The organism is Dysgonomonas sp. ZJ279 (assembly GCF_011039205.1).
GTDB lineage: Bacteria > Bacteroidota > Bacteroidia > Bacteroidales > Dysgonomonadaceae > Dysgonomonas.
Genome location: NZ_JAAKEL010000003.1, coordinates 240,184 through 261,674, shown reverse-complemented (window position 1 = coordinate 261,674; position 21,491 = coordinate 240,184). Strand labels below are relative to the sequence as shown.

The window sequence follows — 21,491 nt, the reverse complement described above, 5'->3', positions numbered from 1 at the left end:
GTTTTTCAATATTCGTCTTCAAATGCTTTCTGCAAAGTGAGTGCGCGCAGCACCCCCGCTACATTGGTAGCATACGATATAGCCCCATGACCCGAGTAAGGTACACTACCATCGTACAAAGCAGATAAAGAACCGATACAATCATTAGACATTTCATCCTCTACACCTATCAATAACCTATCCAGAAATGATAATCCGCTACGCTGGAATATCCTCAGATATCCTTCCATATAAGCGCCTAACAACCAAGGCCATGCAGCCCCATTATAGGCACTATACACCTTATCCATTGCAGAGCCTTCACAGCGTGGACGGAACCCAACACTCTTAGGGCTTAATGTTCGAACACCTTTTGAGGTTAATAACTCTTTCGTAACAATGTCCAGAATAGATTTACTCTGTCGCTTATCGAGCAACTGATAGTCGCCGGATATTGCCAGAAGCATATTAGGACGAACACTCCAATCTACATAATTACCATCTACATAATCGTATAGATAACCTCCCTCATTAAGGAATGTATCGACAAATGCAGATTTAACCTTCCCTGCCAAAAGGCTCATATCTTTCTCCAGCTTTGTATTACTCAATGCGTTGGCAATCTCCTGATTAAATGCTATTGCATTATACCAAGCCGAATTAACTTCGACTAAAAGCCCTGTACGAGAAGTCGGTTGTCCTCCTGATTGGTTATTCATCCAACTGGGAAAACCAATATTAGCATCTGTATATAACAACTTGTTATCCGACAACTTCAAATTCGGATGTTTTCCTTTTTGTATAAAATGAACGATCTTATTTACAAGTAGTGCATACTTGGCATAAAATCGTTCATTATCAACATCTGCAAATTTTTTCAATGCCCGTACTACCCATAGTAATACATCGGCATTATCTATATCTTTCAAGAATCCGGATAGTGGCTTACCTTCCAAAAAGTTATTTATTGTAGGAATCGCCGTATCCATTACCTCTTCAAAGGCTTCATTCTTATCAATTGATAAAGTTAAACCCGGCAAAGCCATAAATTGTTCACGGGCTCTGACCTCTCCCCATGGGTAACTATTTCTGATATATAGCTCGTCTTTTGACGGACGGAAATAGAATTGATGTCCTGAATTCTTCAGGCAGTTAAAAAATGAGGAACGCGGTGTACGAGCCTTAATACCATCCTCGAACACCGAAAGAAGATTATCTGTCTTTGCAGGCTCATCGCTTGCCGAGAAGATAATAGATTCCCCTTTAGCTATAGGCAGCTCGAAGTAGCCCGGCACATAAAGGTCTTCTTTATGTGGCAAACCATCTTGCATGTCTTTTTGATATTCGATCCCTTTATACCAACTTGGGTCAAAAATAAAATTCGCCGCTTTGTTGAATTGCATAAACAAATCCGGATATCCGCTATACATACACATACTAATACCTTTTTCGACCTCTTTGTAGCCATGGTTTGCTACTGAATTCTCGACTGCAAGGTTATTTATTTCTCGGAATGCCAGAAATGGCTTGAAGCGGATTGTTGTAGGTGAGTGTGCATCTAATAATGTATACCGTATATAAATAGTATTATTCTTGAGCGAAAACATCTTTTCTTTAGACAAGATAACACCTCCCACGCGATATACCGTTCGGGGTAAGCAGTCGCAATTAAACTCCCTTATGTACTTATGCCCCATCGGACTATAATTATCCCCATCGTATTTATGGATACCGAGATTAAACTCCGCACCATGCTGTATTACAGTCTCATCAAGCGACGAAAGTAAAACATGATTCGAATTATCCAAACTGGGCACAGGCACTACCAAAAGCCCATGTTGCTTCCTGGTATTGCATTCCACGAGCGTTGTACAATGATACGCCCCCCTACGGTTAGTCCTGAGTATCTCTCTATTCAAAGAATACTCCAGATTGACCATCCGAGACATATCAAACTTCAAGTAACTATCAGATTTTTTACCTTTCATAGCTATCATTCCAATTTTATATATTTAAAGTCCAGAGGTAAGCCCTTTATTAATGAGGGTCTCCTATTTATGTTTATAAAGATAATAAAAAATGTTAATGAAAAATAGCTTCAAAAGATGTTTATTAACATAAAATAAAATAGTTTAAAAAAGCAGTCTTAATCATCCTTATTTAGAATTGTTTTACATTACACAAACACACTGCTATCGCAATCAAACAGCTATTGTATAAGGTATTTTATTATAAATATGTTAAACAAACCATCACAACTTAAGTTTAAAATAGATGTCTATTCATTAGTATTTTATTATATTTGCAGTCGTAAAAACTAAACAGTACCAAAAACTAAAAAGAACAGACCAAATATGCTATCATTCATCACTTGGGATATAGATCCCGAAGCTTTTAATCTGCTGGGTAGAGAAGTACGCTGGTATGGGATATGCTGGGCAATAGGTGTTTTATGCACAAGCATGGTGGTTCAGAAGATATTCCAAAAAGAGAAACATCCTGAAAAATGGTTCGATTCATTATTCCTTTATGTAGTAATAGGTCTTCTTGTAGGCGCTCGTCTAGGGCACTGCCTGGCTTATTCTCCCGAATACTATTTAAGTAATCCGCTGGAGATATTCAAAGTATGGGAAGGCGGACTGGCAAGCCACGGAGGAGCTGCCGGAATGGCTTTAGCCGTTTGGATACATTCTCGCCGAATAACAAAAATGGGCATAATATGGTCTTTAGACAGGCTAATAGTAGGTATTGGTATTGGAGCAGCATTTATACGTGTTGGTAATCTTATGAATTCGGAAGTATACGGAGCTCCCACAACACTACCTTGGGGTTTCAACTTTGTAAGAGACAGAGCGTGGCACATGCCTTTAGATATGGGAGGATCGGGTGAATTGCCTTGTCACCCTACTCAAATATATGAAGCCTTAATATATCTTGCTATTTTCGGACTTACTCTGTATATGTTCTGGAAGACGAATGCCAAAGAGAAAAAAGGGCTTATACTTGGCGTTGCATTAATTGGCATATTCCTGTCCCGAATATTCATCGAAATGATAAAGAATGTACAAGAGCCATTCGAAGTGCAAATGCGGGCAACCTACGGACTCGATATGGGTCAAATACTAAGTATACCTTTTGTGTTATGGGGGATATGGCTGGTATGGAATGCACTGAGAAAAAAAGATGTAACTATTATAAACAACAAAAAATAATATGCTTAAACCAATTCAAATAAAGAAAGATCTTTATTATATCGGACTAAACGACCGCACTAAGCACCTTTTCGAGAATCTATGGCCTCTGCCTAAAGGTGTCTCTTACAATTCTTATCTGATCACCGACGACAAAAACGTATTATTCGACACTGTTGATATTTGCTATTCAGATATCTTTTTCCAAAAATTAGAAACAGCTCTTGATGGAAAACAGCTCGATTATGTGGTTATCAACCATATGGAACCAGATCACTCAGGATCGCTAGGTCTCTTAAGAAGCAAATACCCAAACGTACAAATCGTTGGAAATAAGCGCACTGCCGATATGGTAGAGGGCTTTTTCGGTATTACAGATAACGTGATGGTGATCGAAGATGGTGACCAGCTATCACTTGGCAAACACAATCTTGCTTTCTACCTTACGCCAATGGTGCACTGGCCTGAAACAATGATAACATACGAAACAACTGAAAAAATCATTTTCTCAGGTGATGCTTTCGGAACTTTTGGAACATTAGATGGTGGTATCACAGATTCACAATTACACCCCGAAAGATATTACGATGAAATGATTCGTTACTATTCGAATGTAGTAGGCAAGTTTGGTTCTCCTGTTCAAAAAGCATTGGAAAAACTAAGCACTATCGATATTAAATACATCTGCTCTACCCATGGTCCGGTATGGACACAGCCGGAGCAAATAAATAAAGTAATTTCTATCTATGACAAGCTTAGCCGCTATGAAGGAGACGAAGGTGTAGTTATTGCCTATGGCAGCATGTATGGAAATACAGAACAAATGGCTGAAACAATAGCTTATGAGTTGGCTCAACAAGGTATAAAAGAAGTCATAATACATAGCGTATCAAAACGATCTCATTCATATATTATACGTGACATTTTCAAGTATAAAGGATTAATCGTTGGTTCACCGACATACAATAATAAATTGTTTCCGGATGTTGAATACCTATTATCGAAAGTAGAAGGACGCGATATGAAAAATCGCTATTTCGGATACTTCGGCTCATATACATGGTCAGGAGCGGCAGTAAAACGTCTTACAGAATTTGCCGACTCTACCAAATTTGAGATTATAGGTTCACCCGTAGAAATGAAACAATCTATGAGCCTTGACACATACGACTCATGTATAGCCCTCGGAAAAGCGATGGCGGATAGATTAATATTAGACCGAAAATAAAGATACATTTCCTTTTGAATAAAGCGCCGAAATAGTATTTTCGGCGTTTTTATTTTATATACTATTATATTTACAATGCTCTTTTCGTATATTTGCGACTTATTGTTTTTAAAATTAAAATAATATATTTATCATGCCAGTAATCTCAGAACGAGGAATCGAAATGCCAAATTCTCCTATCAGGAAATTGGCTCCGTTATCAGACTCAGCCAAAGCTAGAGGATTGAAAGTATATCACCTTAACATAGGTCAACCCGACATAGCCACTCCTGAAGCGGGACTCGACGCCATTCGCAATCTCGATAGAAAAATACTGGAATATAGCCCCAGTGATGGATACAGATCTTACAGAGAAAAACTGGTTGGCTATTATGCGAAATACAATATTAATGTTTCGGCAGATGATATCATCATAACTACCGGAGGATCGGAAGCTGTTCTGTTCGCATTCCTTGCTTGCTTGGATCCCGGTGATGAAATAATTGTACCCGAACCGGCTTATGCCAATTATATGGCTTTTGCTGTATCGGCAGGGGCTGTTATCAGAGGTGTATCTTCAACTATAGAAGAGGGATTTTCGTTGCCTTCTATCGATAAGTTCGAAGAACTCATCAATGAGCGCACCAAAGGGATTATGATTTGCAACCCTAATAATCCGACAGGCTATCTATATACCCGTGCAGAAATGAATCAGATAAAAAGTCTGGTTCAGAAACATGATTTATTTTTATTTTCTGACGAAGTTTATCGTGAATTCATATATACAGGCTCACCCTATATATCTGCATGCCATCTGGTAGGAATAGAGGACAATGTTGTATTAATCGATTCTGTATCGAAACGTTACAGCGAATGTGGTATCCGAATAGGTGCTCTAATCACCAAAAACAAAGAACTACGAAACACCGTAATGAAATTCTGTCAGGCACGACTTAGTCCACCCCTCATCGGGCAGATAATTGCAGAAGCATCCCTTGACGCCGATCCCGATTATTTTAGAGATACGTATGACGAATATGTAGAGCGTCGTAAATTTTTAATAGATGGGCTCAACCGCATCCCGGGTGTATATTCTCCTATACCAATGGGCGCATTTTATACAGTAGCCCGTTTGCCGGTAGATGATGCCGATAAATTTTGCGCATGGTGTCTTTCCGATTTTGAATACGATGGTCAGACTATTTTTATGGCTCCGGCATCAGGTTTTTACACAACAGCAGGATTAGGTAAAGATGAAGTTCGGATAGCCTATGTCCTTAATAAAGAAGATTTAGGAAATGCCTTGATCGTTCTTGAGAAAGCATTAGAAACATATAACAGCTTGCCCCGTAAATGAAGAATAAATTAGTTTTTGCAACCAATAATGCTCATAAACTTGAAGAAGTTAGTGAGATTGTAAAAGATACTATCGACATACTTAGTCTTAAAGATATTGGTTGCTTCGAAGATATAGCCGAAACAGGCACTACGCTTGAAGAGAATGCATTGATAAAAGCACGCCATATTAAAGAAAAATATGGATATGACTGCTTTGGCGATGACACAGGACTCGAAGTGGATGCTTTAAATGGCGCACCGGGTGTTTATTCTGCACGTTATGCAGGCGAAGGGCACGACTTCAAAGCAAATATAAATAAGTTGCTTAAAGAGCTTGAAGGGAAAGAAAACAGAACCGCCCGATTCAGAAGCGTTATTGCACTTATCTTAAATGGAAAGGAATACCTTTTTGACGGAAAAATAGAAGGTGTTATTACAAAAGATGAACGAGGAACTACCGGTTTTGGATATGACCCTGTATTTCAACCAAATGGCTACAATGAGACTTTTGCTGAATTAGGCGCTGACGTGAAGAACGAAATAAGCCATCGGGCGTTGGCCGTTAAGGCTTTGTGTGACTTTTTGAATAAGCGGTAACATATTATCCCCCATATATGTTTAAGCGGGCGAGACTATGATGAGTCTCGCCCGCTTATTATTTGTATTTCTTTACTGCTTTACCGCCTCTTTATATTCATCCGACATTTCTCGGTCAGAATAGATATATAATGTATTCCCCAGAGGATCAAATATCGTAAACGACCGATCTCCCCACGGTTGATCCTGCAAATCGCGTTGAACCGGAAGTTTATTCTCCACAATCAATCGCTGATACTCCGCATCTACATCTTTAACACCCAAATTAAGAGTAACACCTTTTTCTCCATAAACAGGAGTATCGTCTTGTGGTATCATAAACTGTAACGTCAAACACCTCTCTTTATTAAAAACGATACTTACGTACCAACCACAATCGAAAATAATCTCACCAGAGAAATATTTCACATAAAATTCTTTACACTCTTCTACTTTCGTAGTATGGAAACAAATTGACAGACCTTCTAATTTCATTTCTTTTATTTTTTTGATTTAAATACAAAATTAGATATTATCAAAATCATAGTATTGTAAAAATCGGACATCAGCTCCTAAATCAATTTCTTTAGGGGTAAACCCTGTATATTTTTTGAAATCTTTGATAAAATGAGACTGATCGAAATAACCTATAAAATCAGATTTGTCTTTCTTAATCCTTGCTAAAGAATCCTTGAAACGAACTATTTTAGCATAATCTTTTGTACTAATACCAATCAGTTCATTCATTTTACGATTAATATGCCTTGCACTTAACCCGACAGAATCCGAAATAGATTGAATAGATGTAATACCGGAAGATTCACCTATTTGCTCGAAAAGATATTTAAGCTTGATATCTTCTTTCTCGTTCTTAATTAATAACAATAGACTTTCATCGATGTACTTAATAACTTCAAGAACCGACTTATCGCTCTTGGTTTCGATTATTTCATCATTAAGCCCCCATGCCTTCAATGGTAAAGAACAGTAATTATTCAATATATCTTTGATACGGATATCCAATAAAGAATATAAAGCCAGTGGTTTAAACCGAATTCCGATTATCTGCCCCTGAAGATAATCGAGCGACACCATCTTACTCCAGATTCCGGTTAATTGCGTATCCACGATATTACCTGATTTAAAAGATATGAGCAAATCGAAATAACCATCGGGCATAATATCAAAAGAATGAACAGTATCCGATTCATTACTGAAATACCAATACGACTTCACATAATCAGCCAATAAAGGATGGGGCGTAAATTCACGATATGTTATACAATCTTCAGTCATTGGTCATAAATAAGTCTTTCAAAATGTAAAAATAGAGAAAACCGGACAAGTATCATCATTCGTTAAGAAGATTGCTAAAAATAGGATATAGTATCTAATTTTTAATCAATTAAAATAGTTCTTCATCTAATAATTTTGTACTTTTGCGTCGGTTTTGCTAGACTAATAAAATTGCAAACCCATTTATTATTTTCTGACGTACAAAAGAGGCAATCTGTTATGATTTTGTTATGATTTTAGATATACACCATCAACTGTTTTGCTCCGGTTATTATAGAATTTATTGATACTAAACAAAATATACTACAACAAAAATGGCTTTAAAATTTGTAACTGCTGAAGAAGCAGCATCTCTTATCAATGACAATGATAATGTGGGATTTAGTGGCTTTACACATGCCGGATGTCCCAAAGTAGTACCCGTAGCATTGGCTAAAAGAGCCGAAGAAGAACATGCGAAAGGCAACCCGTTTAAAATCGGTATGTTCACAGGAGCATCTACAGGCGACAGTTTGGATGGTAATCTCGCCAGAGCGCACGCTATTAAATTCCGTACACCTTATCAAACAAACAAAGATCTAAGAAATGCTATCAACAGTGGAGAAGTTAAATATTTCGATTTACACCTTTCTACTATGGCTCAAGATATCCGTTACGGATTTTTCGGCCCTGTTGATGTTGCAGTTATCGAAGCATGCGATGTTACTGAAGATGGCGAAATAGTGCCAACTTGTGGTGTAGGTATCTCTCCGACAGTAGCTCGTATGGCTAAAATTGTAATTGTAGAGCTTAACAAATGGAATCCTAAAGAAATGAGAGGAATGCACGACTTAACTGAATTGCAAGACCCTCCTACACGTAGCGAAATAGGTATCCATGCAGTACGTGACCGTATTGGTAAAGACCACATAAAAGTAGACCCAAGTAAAATTGTAGTTGTTGAATGCAATACACCTAACGAAGGTGGTGGTTTTGCTCCTGTTGACGAAATAACTGCAAAAATAGGTGAGAACGTAGCTAATTTCTTCGTGAAAGAAATGGCCGAAGGACGTATGCCGAAAACATTCCTACCCGTACAATCGGGTGTGGGTAATATTGCCAACGCAGTACTAGCTGCAATGGGTGATAGCAAAGAAATCCCTGATTTTGAAGTTTATACGGAAGTTATACAAGATGCTGTTATAGATTTGATGGAAACAGGTCGTGTTAAATTTGCCAGCGGATGTTCATTGACAGTAAGCAATCCTTGCATCGAAAAAATATATAAAAACCTGCCTTTCTTTAAAGAAAGAGTAGTACTTCGTCCATCTGAAATTTCGAATAACCCCGAAATAGTTCGCCGACTAGGTGTTATTGCTATCAATACGGCAATAGAAGCCGACATTTTCGGAAACGTAAATTCAACCCACGTTATGGGAACTAAGATGATGAATGGTATTGGTGGATCGGGCGACTTTACCCGTGGAGCTTACGTTTCTATATTCGTAACACCTTCAATTGCTAAAGACGGAAAGATCAGTTCTTTTGTCCCAATGGTGGCACATCAGGATCACAGCGAACATTCGGTGAAAATCTTCATCTCGGAATACGGGGTTGCCGATCTACGTGGCAAATGCCCGAAAGATCGTGCTGAATGCATTATCGAAAACTGTGTACACCCTGACTATCGTCCATTGTTAAGAGAATATCTTGCACGTGGCGAAAAGGGACAGACTCCTGTCAATTTGTACGATGCGTTTGCATTCCATGAAGCATTTATGGAAACAGGCAATATGCAAAACGTAAAATGGAGAAAAGAGAAAAAAGCTTAACCTATAGCTAAATATTATAGTGAAAACCTTTCGATTATCTGATCGAAAGGTTTTTCTTTGTATTATAAACAGATAAAGCATGACAGTTCTCTACGAAGACAATCATATTATAATCGTCAATAAAACAGTTTCCGAGATTGTGCAAGGAGACAAAACAGGCGATAAACCACTCTCTGAGATTGTAAAAGAGTGGTTAAAGGTAAAATACAATAAACCCGGGAATGTATTCTGTGGTGTGACTCATCGTCTGGACAGACCGGTAAGCGGTATCGTAGTCTTTGCTAAAACGAGTAAAGTATTGCCCCGACTGAACGAGATGTTTAAAAATAAAGATGTAAAGAAAACCTATTGGGCTATCGTTAAGAATCAACCTAAAGAACCGATAGGTACTTTAAAGAATTATCTTATAAAGAACGAGAAACAAAACAAATCGTATGCTTACGATTCTGAAAGGCCAAATTCGAAACTGGCAATATTACACTATAAACTCATTGCCCGTTCGGATAAATACAATTTGCTTGAAATAGATCTTGAAACCGGCCGACATCACCAAATTCGCTGCCAGTTAGCAAAAATGGGATGCCCGATAAAAGGTGACCTGAAATATGGAGCAGACCGCTCGAACCCCGATGCAGGAATTAGCCTGCATGCACGGAGTATATCATTTATACATCCTGTATCGAAAACACAGATCGATATAACGGCGCCCCTCCCTGATGACAATTTGTGGAGTGCTCTAGAGAAAAGCATAGTATAGAAGGATTAAGATTACAGTATTATTTAACCTGCCTTACAAAGTGAAACAATTTGAAAAAGTTAATTTAGATTCTTTAAAAGAATTTAGAGAAGGGTATTTTAATAGTATCGTTTTTGCTCAAGAGCTATTTATAGAATGGATGGTTGCAAAGGGCGAATGTTATCTGATAATAGATAATCAGGAAATGATAAGAAAAGTAATAGGTTACTATATAATATCAGAAGATCACATCCTTATAGAATTCTATTTAGTACCCAATTCGCTGACTCAGAAAGAAAAGATTTTCAAACAAATAATTATAGAAAAATCCATATCTAAAGCATATTGTAAATCATTCGATCCTATTTTATTAGCTTGCTGCCATACTTTTTCCGAATCAAATAATGTAATTGGCACTCTATTTCGGGACTATTTACTCAATACATACATTAAACTGGATAGTAATATAAGTGTCCGCTTGGCGAAAGAAGGTGATATCAATTTCTTGCTTACCTTCGACAGCGACTTATATGAAACACCGGAGGAACTTCGTTTCACCGTATCGAATAAAGCTCTTTATATGTTTGAGAAGGAAAAAGAACTTATCGGTTGCGGTTATCTTATTCGGATATTACCCGATAAAAAAGATTACGATATAGGTATGTGGGTCAATCCCGAATTCAGAAAACAGGGCTATGCTACACAGATAATAGCATACCTCAAAGAATATTGCCTCTTGCATGGGTACAGATCAATCTGTGGATGTGCCGTAGAGAACATCGCTTCGCGAAGAACATTAGAGAAGAATGGTTTTGTTAGCAAATACTGCTTACTAGAATTTGATTTTCAGACTATTCTTTTAAAGTAACCGCAGTTGGTTTCAGCACTCCATTTATTATATCTTTGGCAAAACTTTTCAGAGTACTATAACTAACAATCGAATCGAAGAAAATACCATAAGTATAAATCTTTCCACCTTCTATTTTTGCTAATCCATAGTTATTTGTTTCGGGGCTGTATTGAAGCTGTACCTCACAGATTACTTTCCCGTCGGGATTCAATACATAAAACATATTTTTAAGGTAAGGATAAGGGCTATCACCCGTCTGATAACGCTCGTAGGCATGAATGGAATTGCCTGCAATCATGAAATTGTCAATACATATTTTGTCATCCAACTCTGTATCATTCAACAATCCGCCCTCATGTGCTTTATATAATTTCGATTTATAACTATCTCCCGCTTTATAATCTCCTAAAGCATAATAACATTGTATAAGTTTTTCAAATGATCGGTAATCGTCGGGGAAATGCTCTATCAAATCTTTAAATGCCGGTATTGCTTTCTGATATTCACCTTTCGTGTATTCTATGAATCCAATATTATATATTACTGTAACATATAATTCCTTGTCTTTTACAACTTTCGATTTAGCGACGTTAAAAGCCTTAAGCGCAGACTCATAATCATCTAATGAGGTATAAGCAACACCTAACATGTAATACGCCCTTTCGGATGGTTTGATCTGCTGAGTTGCTTTTTTATAAATCTCAATAGCCTCGCTTATTTGCTCCAACCCGAGATAAGAGTCACCTAAATTAGTATAATACTCGGCTTCGCGAGGTGATAATGCAATCGCCTTTTTAAACATATTAACAGCATCCTGAAAGTTACCCGTTGCAGAATATACCAAACCTTTTAAATTGTAAGCCAACGAATTATTTGCATCTTTTTGAAGAGCTAAGCCTGCGTATCTATTGCAGTTATCGAAGTCGGACAATTTGAAATATGCAGATGCGACATAACCCAACTCTTGTGCAGATAATGTGCGGGGTTTACCTGCATACTGGTCTACAAGCTCTTGATATTGTTCATCATCGAATAATACTTTTATATCTTTTATTGGTTGTACTGCCTGAGAAAAGCTCATCAAGATAGAAACCGATATAAATAAAACTATAGCTATAATCCTTCTCATAATGGTATTTTAAAACCAATTCCTTTTTTTCAAAAAATAACCTGCCAGAAGACCAACAACTATAAACGTAATCCAAGCAAAAACATAACCATACGGGGATTCGGTCTCAGGCATGAATTTAAAATTCATACCCCATACCCCAGCAAGGAAAGTTAATGGAATAAAGATCGTAGAAACGACCGTCAATCGCTTCATTATCTCATTCATCCGCATATTACTGTTGCTATAATGAAGATCGATAAGCGAAACCAGTAACTCATGACAAGCCTCCAAATCACTCAAAACGGTACGCAATTTATCGTCATAATCGTTTATATAGACTATATTTTCATCTTTTATCAACTTATTCGAATTACGCAGCAGGTTACTGTATTCCTCACGAAAAGAAACTATAGATCTTTTCATCTTAATATATTCCATCCTACGTGCACGCAAGAAATTCATTATATCCAACGAATTACGTTGGGCTATTAATTGATCTTCTGCATCTAACAGTTGATCCTCTATTCTTATTGAAGCATTCATATACAATGAATTAACACTATTCAAAAGCACATATAACAGAAAATCAGCCCCATTGCGACGAAGAGGAATATGATTATCATTAAATGCTTTCTTCACATCATCAAAAACCGGCATCGGAGATTCTTGGAAACTTATAACAAAATTATCACCCAATATAAATCCTATCTGAAAAGATTCGAATTCACCGTTTGTGTTGAAAAAGAAACCGGGCATTAAAACAAATGATACTTTATCATATACAACTGCCTTAACTACATCCTGATCTGACAACAAATCTTTGATATCGAAGCCATGTAATCCACAACCACGACAAATTTGATTAATGCGAGTAACATCGGAAACGCCTACTGTCTTAAACCAATTTATTTTATTCGGTTTTATCTCGTTCATTATATCAATATCCGGCGAAATATTTCTCACATCAATCTCTAATTCGTCGTATTGAATAAGCTCTATCTGAGTAGGAATATCATTCTCTCCTTGATAGATGGGTGTTGACAAGAATTGACTTTCCCGACTTTGCTTATGCCTGCGTTTTTTCAATGTTCGTTTAGCCATACTCGTATCTAAATGTTACACAAAAGTAAATTACACCAAAAGTAAGAATAAAATACTATATTTGTTCCCTGTAGATAGGTTATTTACAGCCTATATTCTTTAAATTAAAAGAGTTAAAAAGTAAACCTTTACACTATTAATGAATCAATTACTCGACATTCTGAAGCATAAAAAGCTTCAATTTTTCTTCTTATTTTACATATTACTCCTATTACCAATACTTAGCCCTTTGGCCGAGAATATATCAATATTGGACAAATTAGCCATTTTTTTAGTCTGTGGATTGTTATTTATGTCGATTTCGATATTATCAGTTTTTATAAGTTCTAAATCGGAAAAAATCATATATTCGATTCTACTGACCATATCCATTATACCGGGAGCTATCTTCTTAAGTTATCTTCTGTTTGCGCATGTATTATTAGAGCAAAACAGTGTTACGAGCCTATTCGAAACCAATCCGGAAGAAAGTAAAGAATTTGTTGCCTATTACCTCAGTATATGGGTGATTGTCGGTGTATTGGTCTATACTGCAATCCCAATTGTAATGATATGCAAGATGAAATCTTTTAAACGGCTAAAAGTAAAAGATCATAAAGCCATTTTTATTCTTAGTATAATTGTACTTATATCAATCGTTGGTATAAACAGGGTATCACGCTCTGTCTATTTTATCAATTTCTATAAAACGTTTGTAAGCTATAAACTAAGAGTAAGCTACGAGATAAAGACTATTAAAGAAAGGCAGAACCAACCATTCGAAGTAAAGGTAACTCATCAGGACTCGCTTCCTCAAACAATCGTTATTGTTATCGGTGAATCTTTGACCAAGCGCCACATGTCTCTCTATGGCTATGCACGAAATACAAACCCGCTATTATCGAATTTAGTAAAAAACGATCAACTCCATGTTTACACAGATGTAGTATCGCCTCAGGTACACACTATTCCTGTAATGCGCTCTTTGCTCACCATGTCAGACTTAGAGCACCCCGAATATTTCACGAAATATCCTTCTCTATTCGAATTATTCAATCGGGCCGATTATGATACATACCTCATAAGTAATCAAGAATTCAGTGAGAAATATAGATCCAGCTATGATGTATTACTCACGTTAGCTAAAAATAAATATAATGTTGCCCAACACAAACAGCACGATGATGTTGTTCTGGATACTTTTCACGAAATATTAGACAACCAAACAATCAAAAACAGACTTATTGTTATCCATCTGATAGGCAACCACATGGCTTATGAATTCAGATATCCCAAAGAGTATATTGTATTTAATAATGCCAACGACAACCTTGTCGATACTGCCATTTTCAGGGACAAACAAGCAAAGAAGACAATAGATAAATACGACAATTCGGTTCTATACAACGACTTCATTATAAATAGTGTGATAAAATCACTCGAAGGGCTACAAAATCAGAAAACTGCAATGATCTATCTTTCCGATCATGGAGAAGAGCTATATGATTACCGTGAATTTGCAGGTCATGCTTACGAAAAGGTATCGCCTCCAATGTGCGAAATACCATTTATGGTATGGATGTCCGACAATTATAAGAAGAATCGCTCAGACCTAGTGCTTGACATCAATCGCCCCTACTCTACTCAAGATTTCATTTATACCATATCCGATATGAGTGGACTGGAATATGAGGGCTATGATGATTCACGAAGCCTATTTTCTACTCATTTCGAGCCTAAAGAAAGATTTGTAGGAGAGAAAAAATACACTAAGATTAAAGAGAAATTCGACAAATAAGTTTTTTAGCGAAACCTCTTAGGTAATTTATCGATTATTTTGCTGGGAGCCGAATTGAATCGTCGGATGAAGTTTATTTGCATACTGCCCGAATCGACATTCAGGCTTCGGCTATCTTGAGTCATGAGCACCATCCTGTTATTTACAAACGAAACACTCAGAGACCAAATTTTCCCATTATATCCGGCAGCAGCCCGAGGAAACATAGAGGGAAAAAAGTTTATCTTGCTGTTGTAAAAATTATTGATGTCGTCTGTCGCCACATTTAAGCCCAGAGAAAATGAACCCGTTACGTAGAAATTCTTTTTTATAACAAATGTATGTGCATAGCCGCCACTTATCCCTATCTGCAAATTCTTCTGGTTGTAACGCCCTAAAGACACAAGCGAAGAGTCGGACCTTATATCGTTATAAAAGACACCTCCGCCGATCTGAAAACTACCTACAGACCTCATCTGCCGCTCAGATTGATCGAATGCAGCTTTGTATGAAAATTTTTTGTTATTAAAAAAGTACTGACCATAAGCACCATATTGAATCAGCTTTATATCAGGACAAAATGCAATCATTTTATCCGAAGCGTCTTCCTGATAGAAACCTTTATAGTTTTGGAAAAAGAGATCGAACACATATTTTCGCTTATAATAATGGTACTGAAAAGCAAAAGATTTTGTATTTCCCTTCTTTTTATCCCGCATAAAACCAAAACCATAGGAACCACTTAACGAAGAGTTTTTCCACGATACACCTAGCCCCAGACTAATTGGATTATTAGGACGGTATGTGTATTCAGTATCGTAGTCATAATCTTGCGATAATGCACTATAAGAATCCATAACGTAGGCACGTATTGCCAGTTTCTGATCAAACGGACGAATATAGGAGCTGTCAACTTGAGCTAAACAATAAGCTTGGGAAAGTAGAAATAATGAAAATAGAACTATATAGCGGAAACGAAATTTATTTGCCAATATCATAATAACGTAGTAATAGTACATTCTAAAACATATGTAATGTAGAACGTACTAAAATGAATTTTAGTCTTTCTTAAAGTATATATCGCCCTAAATCGCTATCGGGATCAAGAATTGTAAAGTCGAGACCATAGTCACGCATGCGAGCTAATAGCCCTTCATATTCGTCAATAGAATCGAGTTCTATACCGACAAGAGTAGGCCCTGATTCTTTCTCATTCTTTTTCATATACTCGAAACGTACAATATCGTCACTATCGCCTAGCACTTTATTCACAAAATCTTTTAGGGCATTCGGGCGCTGAGCAAAACGTATAATAAAATAATGCCTCAACCCCTCGAAAATCAAAGATCGCTCTTTTATTTCCTGCATACGATCGATATCGTTATTACTGCCACTAACAATGCAAACCACATTTTTACCTCTTATCTCCGATGCATAATGATTCAGTGCCGCAATACTCAATGCTCCTGCAGGTTCTACTACAATAGCGTTCTCATTATACAATTTGAGAATAGCTGTACAGGCTTCTCCTTCCGGAACCAAACACATATCATCGACTACTTTTGCACAGATTGGATAAGTAAGATCTCCCGCCCGTTTTACAGCTGCGCCATCTACAAATTTATCTATGCGATTAAGTGTGACCGGATGCCCTACTTTAAAAGCTGCATTCATACTCGCTGCTCCCGTAGGTTCTACACCTATAACCTTAGTCGCCGGCGAATAATCCTTAACATAAGCACCAACTCCGGCACATAATCCACCGCCACCGATAGGTATAAAAATATAATCTAATGGCATTTCGCCCATTTCATTCAAAACTTCCAGGCCAACAGTTCCTTGTCCTTCAATAATCCGAGGTTCGTCAAAAGGAGGAATAAATGTCATATTATGATTATGCGAATAATCTTTTGCGGCATCTGCACAATCGTCGAATGTATCACCTTCCAATACAATCTCGATATGACCATTGCCAAACATTTTGGTCTGTTTTATTTTTTGTTTTGGTGTTATTTTGGGCATATAAACAACACCTTTTATGCCTAAGCGATTACAACTATATGCAAATCCTTGAGCATGATTACCTGCACTGGCACAAACCACACCTTTTTTCAGAAGTCCGGGGTCGAGACTACTTATCATATTATAAGCTCCTCGCAGCTTGTATGAGCGAACAACCTGTAAATCTTCTCGCTTCAGATAAATATTAGCTTCAAAATATTGAGATAATGAATTCAGATACTGCAAAGGAGTCTCTTTAGCAATGCCTTTCAATCGGTCTAACGCCTCCTCTATATGAAGACCAAATTCATCTGTTAATCGTGTTTGCATATGTCGTTATAGTATTTTTAGAATAAGCGAAACAAAGATACAAAATTGAAAACTATCTTACAGCTACTTTACATTTTATTCAAATGATTTATTTAAGTAAATATACGAAATGGGCAAATACGTCTACATAAAGGGGTAAAAGGGGATATAAACCTATAATCCTTGATTAATTTTTGTAGATTTGTATATCTAACTTTAAATAATCGACACTAATGAAAAACCGACTGATCTTACTTATTTTCTGTTTAGGTATTGTATTACATACAAATGCTACCAATGTCAAACATGTAGTGCTAATCGGCTGCGACGGATTCGGCGCATACGCTTACAACAAAGCAAATATGCCTAATCTGAAGAAATTGGCGGCAGATGGATCCTGGTCTCTAAAAGCCCGATCAGTTCTGCCTTCATCCAGCGCTGTCAATTGGGCCTCTATGCTTATGAGTGCCAGTCCTACCCTACATGGCTACACCGAATGGGGAAGCCAAACACCCGAAATACCATCTGCTGCAACTAGCCAATATGGTAAATTCCCCTCCATTTATACTATAATAAAAGAACAATTACCTCAAGCCAAGACTGCTGTTGTATACAGTTGGGGAGGCATAGAATATCTTGTGGAAAAAGAAATTATAGACTTCGTTATACCGACCAACGACAATGATAACCTTTGTGTAGACGAAGCAGTAACCATTATCAAAAACGAGAAGCCATTATTCACATTTATTCATCTGGACGAACCTGATCATATTGGTCATAGTGCCGGACATAATACTCCCGAATATTATGCTGAACTCGAAAATGTCGATGCAAGAATTGGCAGAATAGTGCAAGCCGTAAAAGATGCAGGAATAGAAAATGAGACCATTATTATGGTTGTATCCGATCATGGAGGAATAGAAAAAGGTCATGGAGGAAAAACACTCTACGAAGTAGAAGTACCTATCGTAATGTGTGGCCCGGGAATTAAGAAAGGGCATGAAATAAAAGATGTTATTATAGATTACGACTATGGCGCGACCATTGCCGAAATATTCGGACTTAAACGTCCGCAAGCATGGAGAGGCATTCCCATTTCGGATGCTTTCATAAAATAAGACTCACAAATTCTGAAAATAAGTCCTTGTAAACATTTACAGGGACTTGTTTTTTTATTACTTTGTATCTGAATCCCATTAAATGAAAAAATGATACCATTTCTCTATAATGTTGCCCAAACATATTATAAAACCTACGATAAGGAAATCAGTCGGTTTACCTTTGTTTTCCCTAATCGGCGGGCAAGTATCTTTTTTCAGCACTACTTATCACAAATAGCGAAAAAGCCGATCTTTTCGCCCGAAGTATTGACTGTTACCGATCTGTTTGAAAAACTAAGTCCGTATAAGAAAGCCGATCGTATCGAAATGCTTTTCATGCTTTATGATATTTACATTCAGATAAGTAAATCGACAGAGACATTCGACGAGTTTTTATATTGGGGAGAGATGCTGCTCAACGACTTCGACGATGTAGATAAATATCTGGTGGATGCAGAACAACTCTTCCGCAACATCTACGATCTGAAAGAAATAGATGCAGGATTCGATTTCCTGACCGACGATCAGATAGAAGCTATAAAAAGATTCTGGTCTAATTTTCTACCCATCGGCGATAATGACAAGAAGAAAGACTTCCTCGAAATGTGGCAGGTACTTTTCCGACTTTATACAACCTTAAGAGAACAATTAAGGGAAAAAGGACAAGCATACGAAGGAATGATTTTTCGTGATGTGACCGAGAAAGCCTTACGTAAAGAAGAGATAGAATTACCTTTCGAAAAAATCATATTTGTAGGACTTAACGGTCATAGTAAGTCGGAGGAGAAATTCCTCAGCTATCTTCAAAAAAGAGGCATTGCCGATTTTTATTGGGACTATTCATCACCATTAGTAAAGGATGCACAAAACAAAGCTTCATTCTTTATCGATAAGAATCGTCTGCTATTTCCATCACAGCTCACACTTGAAGCCGAAGAGTTAACAATGGATTTACCTGTTATTGAAGCTATCGGTATACCATCGGCAGTAGGTCAGGCAAAATATGTCCATACTATTATAAAATCGTTATTGAACGAGAAACAGATAGTCTCGTCTGATAAGGCAATGAATACAGCATTGGTATTACCCGATGAGAATTTACTATTGCCTACCCTCTATTCCATTCCCGAAGAGATAGATAAAATAAACGTAACGATGGGATATAATCTCAACAATACGTCCGTATCGGGATTGATGGAGCATATATTTAATATCCAGCGTAATATTAAGAAATCGGGTGGACAGATAAGCTTTTACTACCGTCCTGTACTCGCTATCCTCAACCATCGGTACATTACCAATGTACTGGAAGATGAAGCCAAACGATTGAAACAAAATATCATTCAATACAATAAAGTAGTGGTTTCGGTTGGTGAACTGCAAACTCATCCGTTACTTAAACTGATATTTGCTCCTATCGAGCGATGGCAGGATATTCCCGAATATCTTAAGAACATCTTAGCTGCACTGAAAACGTTGTTGTCGGTGAACAATGAAAACGAAGATGAAGATATAAATGCCCGATCGATAGACATAGAGTGTGAATTTATAGTGGAATATTACAAGACGATCAACAAGATGGAAGATGCATTGAAAGATGCTGCGCCTGATATGACAGTCGAAACTTACTTCAAACTACTGAAAAAACTGATAGTAAGTATCAGTGTACCATTCAGCGGTGAACCATTATCTGGGTTACAAATAATGGGGGTGCTCGAAACACGTGCCTTAGACTTCGACAATCTCATTATTATGTCGATGAATGAAGGCATATTTCCTCTGAAAAAAGCAACAAACTCATTTATACCCTACAACCTGCGCAGAGGATTTGAACTACCGACATACGAGCATCAGGACAGCATATTCGCATACCATTTCTACCGTATGATAAACAGGGCTAAGCGCATATATCTGCTTTACGATACTCGTACCGAAGGTTTACAAATGGGCGAAGTCAGCCGCTACTACAAACAAATAAAACACCTGTACGCCGACAAATTCGATATACAAGAGAAGCTTGCTACCTATAAAGTATCATCGAACGAAAGTTTATCCATCTCCATCAGGAAAACGCCTCAGATAATGGATAAAATGAAAGCTTTCGGACAAGGTGGAGACAGAAGCCTGTCGGCCAGTTCGATTAACACTTATCTGAACTGCCCGCTACAATTCTATTTGTCCATCATCGAGAAAATGGATGAAGAGGACGAAATTACGGAGACAATAGAAGCCAGCACTTTCGGTACTATCTTTCACTCCTCAATAGAATGGTTATACAAACCGTTCGAGGGTAAAATGGTTACAGCCGATCTGCTACACAAAATAGCTAAAGACGAGAAGCTATTGACCGAAACAATAGAAAGATCGTTTGCCGAAAACTATTTCAAAACAGAAAAAATTAAGAAACTGACAGGACAAAACTTTCTGACAGGTGAGGTGCTGCGTAAATATATAAAACGTGTATTAGCAACCGATGCAAAACTGACACCATTTATATACATCGAATCTGAAAAACGAATCAAGATAGATTATCCTTTACCTTCGGGCGAAACAGTATCTCTTAAAAGTTTCATCGACCGTGTGGACGAGGTAAAAGGACACACCCGAATTATCGATTATAAGACAGGCAAAGGTGTTCTTCGATATCGGGCAATGAAAGACTTGTTCGACAAAGAACTGAAAGACCGCCCGAAAGCCGTTATGCAGGTTTTTATGTATGCCCATTTGTATATGATGGAGCAACCCGAAAAAATTATAGAACCGGGTATATACTATTTACGCAATCTGTTTGATAACAGATTCGATCCCGATGTCATCTATAAACCCGAGCGTGAAGACAAACGAATCATTGATTTCACACCGTACCGAAAAGATTTCAAAGAACATTTCGATACCTGCCTCGAAGAAATATTCAATCCCGAAATACCATTCAACCAAACCCCTACGGGCGAAGCTTGCAAATGGTGCACTTTTACCAATATTTGTAAAAAATAAAAGCATTGTCGGCCTTAACCGAAAGCCAACAATATCCTAACATAATCTAAACTTCATATACTTTTCTTTACAATTTATCTGCTTAAACTCACGTTAGTTTAGTATAACCATCATATAATTATGCGTTATGAGCTA

17 protein-coding genes are annotated in these 21,491 nt (G+C 37.4%); 10 read left to right on the top strand and 7 right to left on the bottom strand.

The features are described 5' to 3' along the window. Positions 1 to 5: 5 nt before the first annotated feature. Positions 6 to 1,967, bottom strand: a complete 1,962-nt coding sequence (locus G7Y57_RS06430; RefSeq protein WP_165021380.1) for a glycogen debranching enzyme N-terminal domain-containing protein — start codon at positions 1,965 to 1,967, stop codon at positions 6 to 8. A 366-nt stretch (positions 1,968 to 2,333) separates the two neighbouring features. Between G7Y57_RS06430 and lgt the strand changes: the two genes are divergently transcribed. The 4 genes from lgt (at position 2,334) to G7Y57_RS06410 (ending at position 6,312) form a co-directional block, all read left to right on the top strand. Then, on the top strand, positions 2,334 to 3,191 hold the full coding sequence (gene lgt, locus G7Y57_RS06425; protein ID WP_165021379.1) for a prolipoprotein diacylglyceryl transferase: 858 nt from the start codon (positions 2,334 to 2,336) through the stop codon (positions 3,189 to 3,191). 1 nt (position 3,192) lies between these two features. Beyond that, complete coding sequence (locus G7Y57_RS06420; protein ID WP_165021378.1) at positions 3,193 to 4,398, top strand: FprA family A-type flavoprotein; 1,206 nt, start codon at positions 3,193 to 3,195, stop codon at positions 4,396 to 4,398. A gap of 133 nt (positions 4,399 to 4,531) precedes the next feature. Next, positions 4,532 to 5,734, top strand: a complete 1,203-nt coding sequence (locus tag G7Y57_RS06415; RefSeq protein WP_165021377.1) for a pyridoxal phosphate-dependent aminotransferase — start codon at positions 4,532 to 4,534, stop codon at positions 5,732 to 5,734. After that, positions 5,731 to 6,312: a non-canonical purine NTP diphosphatase gene (locus G7Y57_RS06410; protein ID WP_165021376.1), complete on the top strand. Its 582-nt coding sequence runs from the start codon at positions 5,731 to 5,733 to the stop codon at positions 6,310 to 6,312. The genes G7Y57_RS06415 and G7Y57_RS06410 overlap by 4 nt, the downstream gene beginning before the upstream one ends. A gap of 72 nt (positions 6,313 to 6,384) precedes the next feature. On the opposite strand, the gene G7Y57_RS06405 is transcribed toward G7Y57_RS06410, so the two are convergent. Next, the gene (locus G7Y57_RS06405) at positions 6,385 to 6,786 is read right to left on the bottom strand and encodes a VOC family protein (RefSeq protein WP_165021375.1); all 402 of its coding nucleotides are present in this window, start codon (positions 6,784 to 6,786) and stop codon (positions 6,385 to 6,387) included. A gap of 30 nt (positions 6,787 to 6,816) precedes the next feature. Further along, positions 6,817 to 7,587, bottom strand: a complete 771-nt coding sequence (locus G7Y57_RS06400; protein ID WP_165021374.1) for a DUF6597 domain-containing transcriptional factor — start codon at positions 7,585 to 7,587, stop codon at positions 6,817 to 6,819. A 314-nt stretch (positions 7,588 to 7,901) separates the two neighbouring features. On the opposite strand from G7Y57_RS06400, the gene G7Y57_RS06395 reads away from it, so the two are divergent. The 3 genes from G7Y57_RS06395 to G7Y57_RS06385 all read left to right on the top strand — a co-directional run bounded on the left by G7Y57_RS06395 (position 7,902) and on the right by G7Y57_RS06385 (position 11,002). Then, the gene (locus tag G7Y57_RS06395) at positions 7,902 to 9,398 is read left to right on the top strand and encodes an acetyl-CoA hydrolase/transferase family protein (RefSeq protein ID WP_165021373.1); all 1,497 of its coding nucleotides are present in this window, start codon (positions 7,902 to 7,904) and stop codon (positions 9,396 to 9,398) included. Positions 9,399 to 9,477: 79 nt separating this feature from the next. After that, positions 9,478 to 10,155 carry an RluA family pseudouridine synthase gene (locus G7Y57_RS06390; RefSeq protein ID WP_165021372.1) on the top strand — a complete coding sequence of 226 codons (678 nt, stop codon included), beginning with the start codon at positions 9,478 to 9,480 and terminating at the stop codon, positions 10,153 to 10,155. 40 nt (positions 10,156 to 10,195) lie between these two features. Next, positions 10,196 to 11,002: a GNAT family N-acetyltransferase gene (locus G7Y57_RS06385; protein ID WP_165021371.1), complete on the top strand. Its 807-nt coding sequence runs from the start codon at positions 10,196 to 10,198 to the stop codon at positions 11,000 to 11,002. On the opposite strand, the gene G7Y57_RS06380 is transcribed toward G7Y57_RS06385, so the two are convergent. Both G7Y57_RS06380 and G7Y57_RS06375 read right to left on the bottom strand, forming a co-directional pair. Next, the gene (locus tag G7Y57_RS06380; protein ID WP_165021370.1) at positions 10,986 to 12,113 is read right to left on the bottom strand and encodes a tetratricopeptide repeat protein; all 1,128 of its coding nucleotides are present in this window, start codon (positions 12,111 to 12,113) and stop codon (positions 10,986 to 10,988) included. The two genes, G7Y57_RS06385 and G7Y57_RS06380, sit on opposite strands and share 17 nt — an antisense overlap. A gap of 9 nt (positions 12,114 to 12,122) precedes the next feature. After that, positions 12,123 to 13,196 carry a magnesium and cobalt transport protein CorA gene (locus G7Y57_RS06375; RefSeq protein WP_165021369.1) on the bottom strand — a complete coding sequence of 358 codons (1,074 nt, stop codon included), beginning with the start codon at positions 13,194 to 13,196 and terminating at the stop codon, positions 12,123 to 12,125. Positions 13,197 to 13,335: 139 nt separating this feature from the next. Here G7Y57_RS06375 and G7Y57_RS06370 point away from each other — a divergent pair, with 139 nt between their 5' ends. Next, a complete protein-coding gene (locus tag G7Y57_RS06370; RefSeq protein WP_165021368.1) occupies positions 13,336 to 14,973 on the top strand; it encodes a sulfatase-like hydrolase/transferase in 1,638 nt (545 codons plus the stop codon). A gap of 5 nt (positions 14,974 to 14,978) precedes the next feature. Here the strand turns inward: G7Y57_RS06370 and G7Y57_RS06365 are convergent, their stop codons facing one another. Then, positions 14,979 to 15,971, bottom strand: a complete 993-nt coding sequence (locus G7Y57_RS06365) for a DUF4421 family protein (protein ID WP_165021367.1) — start codon at positions 15,969 to 15,971, stop codon at positions 14,979 to 14,981. A gap of 49 nt (positions 15,972 to 16,020) precedes the next feature. After that, entirely contained in the window at positions 16,021 to 17,283 is a 1,263-nt protein-coding gene (gene ilvA / locus G7Y57_RS06360; protein ID WP_165021366.1) for a threonine ammonia-lyase, read from the bottom strand. A 212-nt stretch (positions 17,284 to 17,495) separates the two neighbouring features. Between ilvA and G7Y57_RS06355 the strand changes: the two genes are divergently transcribed. Both G7Y57_RS06355 and G7Y57_RS06350 read left to right on the top strand, forming a co-directional pair. Further along, positions 17,496 to 18,380 (top strand): alkaline phosphatase, encoded by an 885-nt coding sequence (locus G7Y57_RS06355; RefSeq protein WP_165021365.1) that lies wholly within the window; start codon positions 17,496 to 17,498, stop codon positions 18,378 to 18,380. Positions 18,381 to 18,470: 90 nt separating this feature from the next. Continuing rightward, positions 18,471 to 21,356 carry a PD-(D/E)XK nuclease family protein gene (locus G7Y57_RS06350; protein WP_165021364.1) on the top strand — a complete coding sequence of 962 codons (2,886 nt, stop codon included), beginning with the start codon at positions 18,471 to 18,473 and terminating at the stop codon, positions 21,354 to 21,356. Positions 21,357 to 21,491: the final 135 nt, after the last annotated feature.

Bases quoted from the DNA above. Each gene is read 5' to 3' on its own strand.
- G7Y57_RS06405 (WP_165021375.1), bottom strand. From the start codon at position 6,786: ATGAAATTAGAAGGTCTGTCAATTTGTTTCCATACTACGAAAGTAGAA.
- G7Y57_RS06395 (WP_165021373.1), top strand. From the start codon at position 7,902: ATGGCTTTAAAATTTGTAACTGCTGAAGAAGCAGCATCTCTTATCAAT.
- G7Y57_RS06380 (WP_165021370.1), bottom strand. From the start codon at position 12,113: ATGAGAAGGATTATAGCTATAGTTTTATTTATATCGGTTTCTATCTTG.
- G7Y57_RS06355 (WP_165021365.1), top strand. From the start codon at position 17,496: ATGAAAAACCGACTGATCTTACTTATTTTCTGTTTAGGTATTGTATTA.
- G7Y57_RS06410 (WP_165021376.1), top strand. From the start codon at position 5,731: ATGAAGAATAAATTAGTTTTTGCAACCAATAATGCTCATAAACTTGAA.
- G7Y57_RS06400 (WP_165021374.1), bottom strand. From the start codon at position 7,587: ATGACTGAAGATTGTATAACATATCGTGAATTTACGCCCCATCCTTTA.
- G7Y57_RS06420 (WP_165021378.1), top strand. From the start codon at position 3,193: ATGCTTAAACCAATTCAAATAAAGAAAGATCTTTATTATATCGGACTA.
- G7Y57_RS06390 (WP_165021372.1), top strand. From the start codon at position 9,478: ATGACAGTTCTCTACGAAGACAATCATATTATAATCGTCAATAAAACA.
- G7Y57_RS06370 (WP_165021368.1), top strand. From the start codon at position 13,336: ATGAATCAATTACTCGACATTCTGAAGCATAAAAAGCTTCAATTTTTC.
- G7Y57_RS06375 (WP_165021369.1), bottom strand. From the start codon at position 13,196: ATGGCTAAACGAACATTGAAAAAACGCAGGCATAAGCAAAGTCGGGAA.
- lgt (WP_165021379.1), top strand. From the start codon at position 2,334: ATGCTATCATTCATCACTTGGGATATAGATCCCGAAGCTTTTAATCTG.
- G7Y57_RS06365 (WP_165021367.1), bottom strand. From the start codon at position 15,971: ATGTACTATTACTACGTTATTATGATATTGGCAAATAAATTTCGTTTC.
- ilvA (WP_165021366.1), bottom strand. From the start codon at position 17,283: ATGCAAACACGATTAACAGATGAATTTGGTCTTCATATAGAGGAGGCG.
- G7Y57_RS06350 (WP_165021364.1), top strand. From the start codon at position 18,471: ATGATACCATTTCTCTATAATGTTGCCCAAACATATTATAAAACCTAC.
- G7Y57_RS06430 (WP_165021380.1), bottom strand. From the start codon at position 1,967: ATGAAAGGTAAAAAATCTGATAGTTACTTGAAGTTTGATATGTCTCGG.
- G7Y57_RS06415 (WP_165021377.1), top strand. From the start codon at position 4,532: ATGCCAGTAATCTCAGAACGAGGAATCGAAATGCCAAATTCTCCTATC.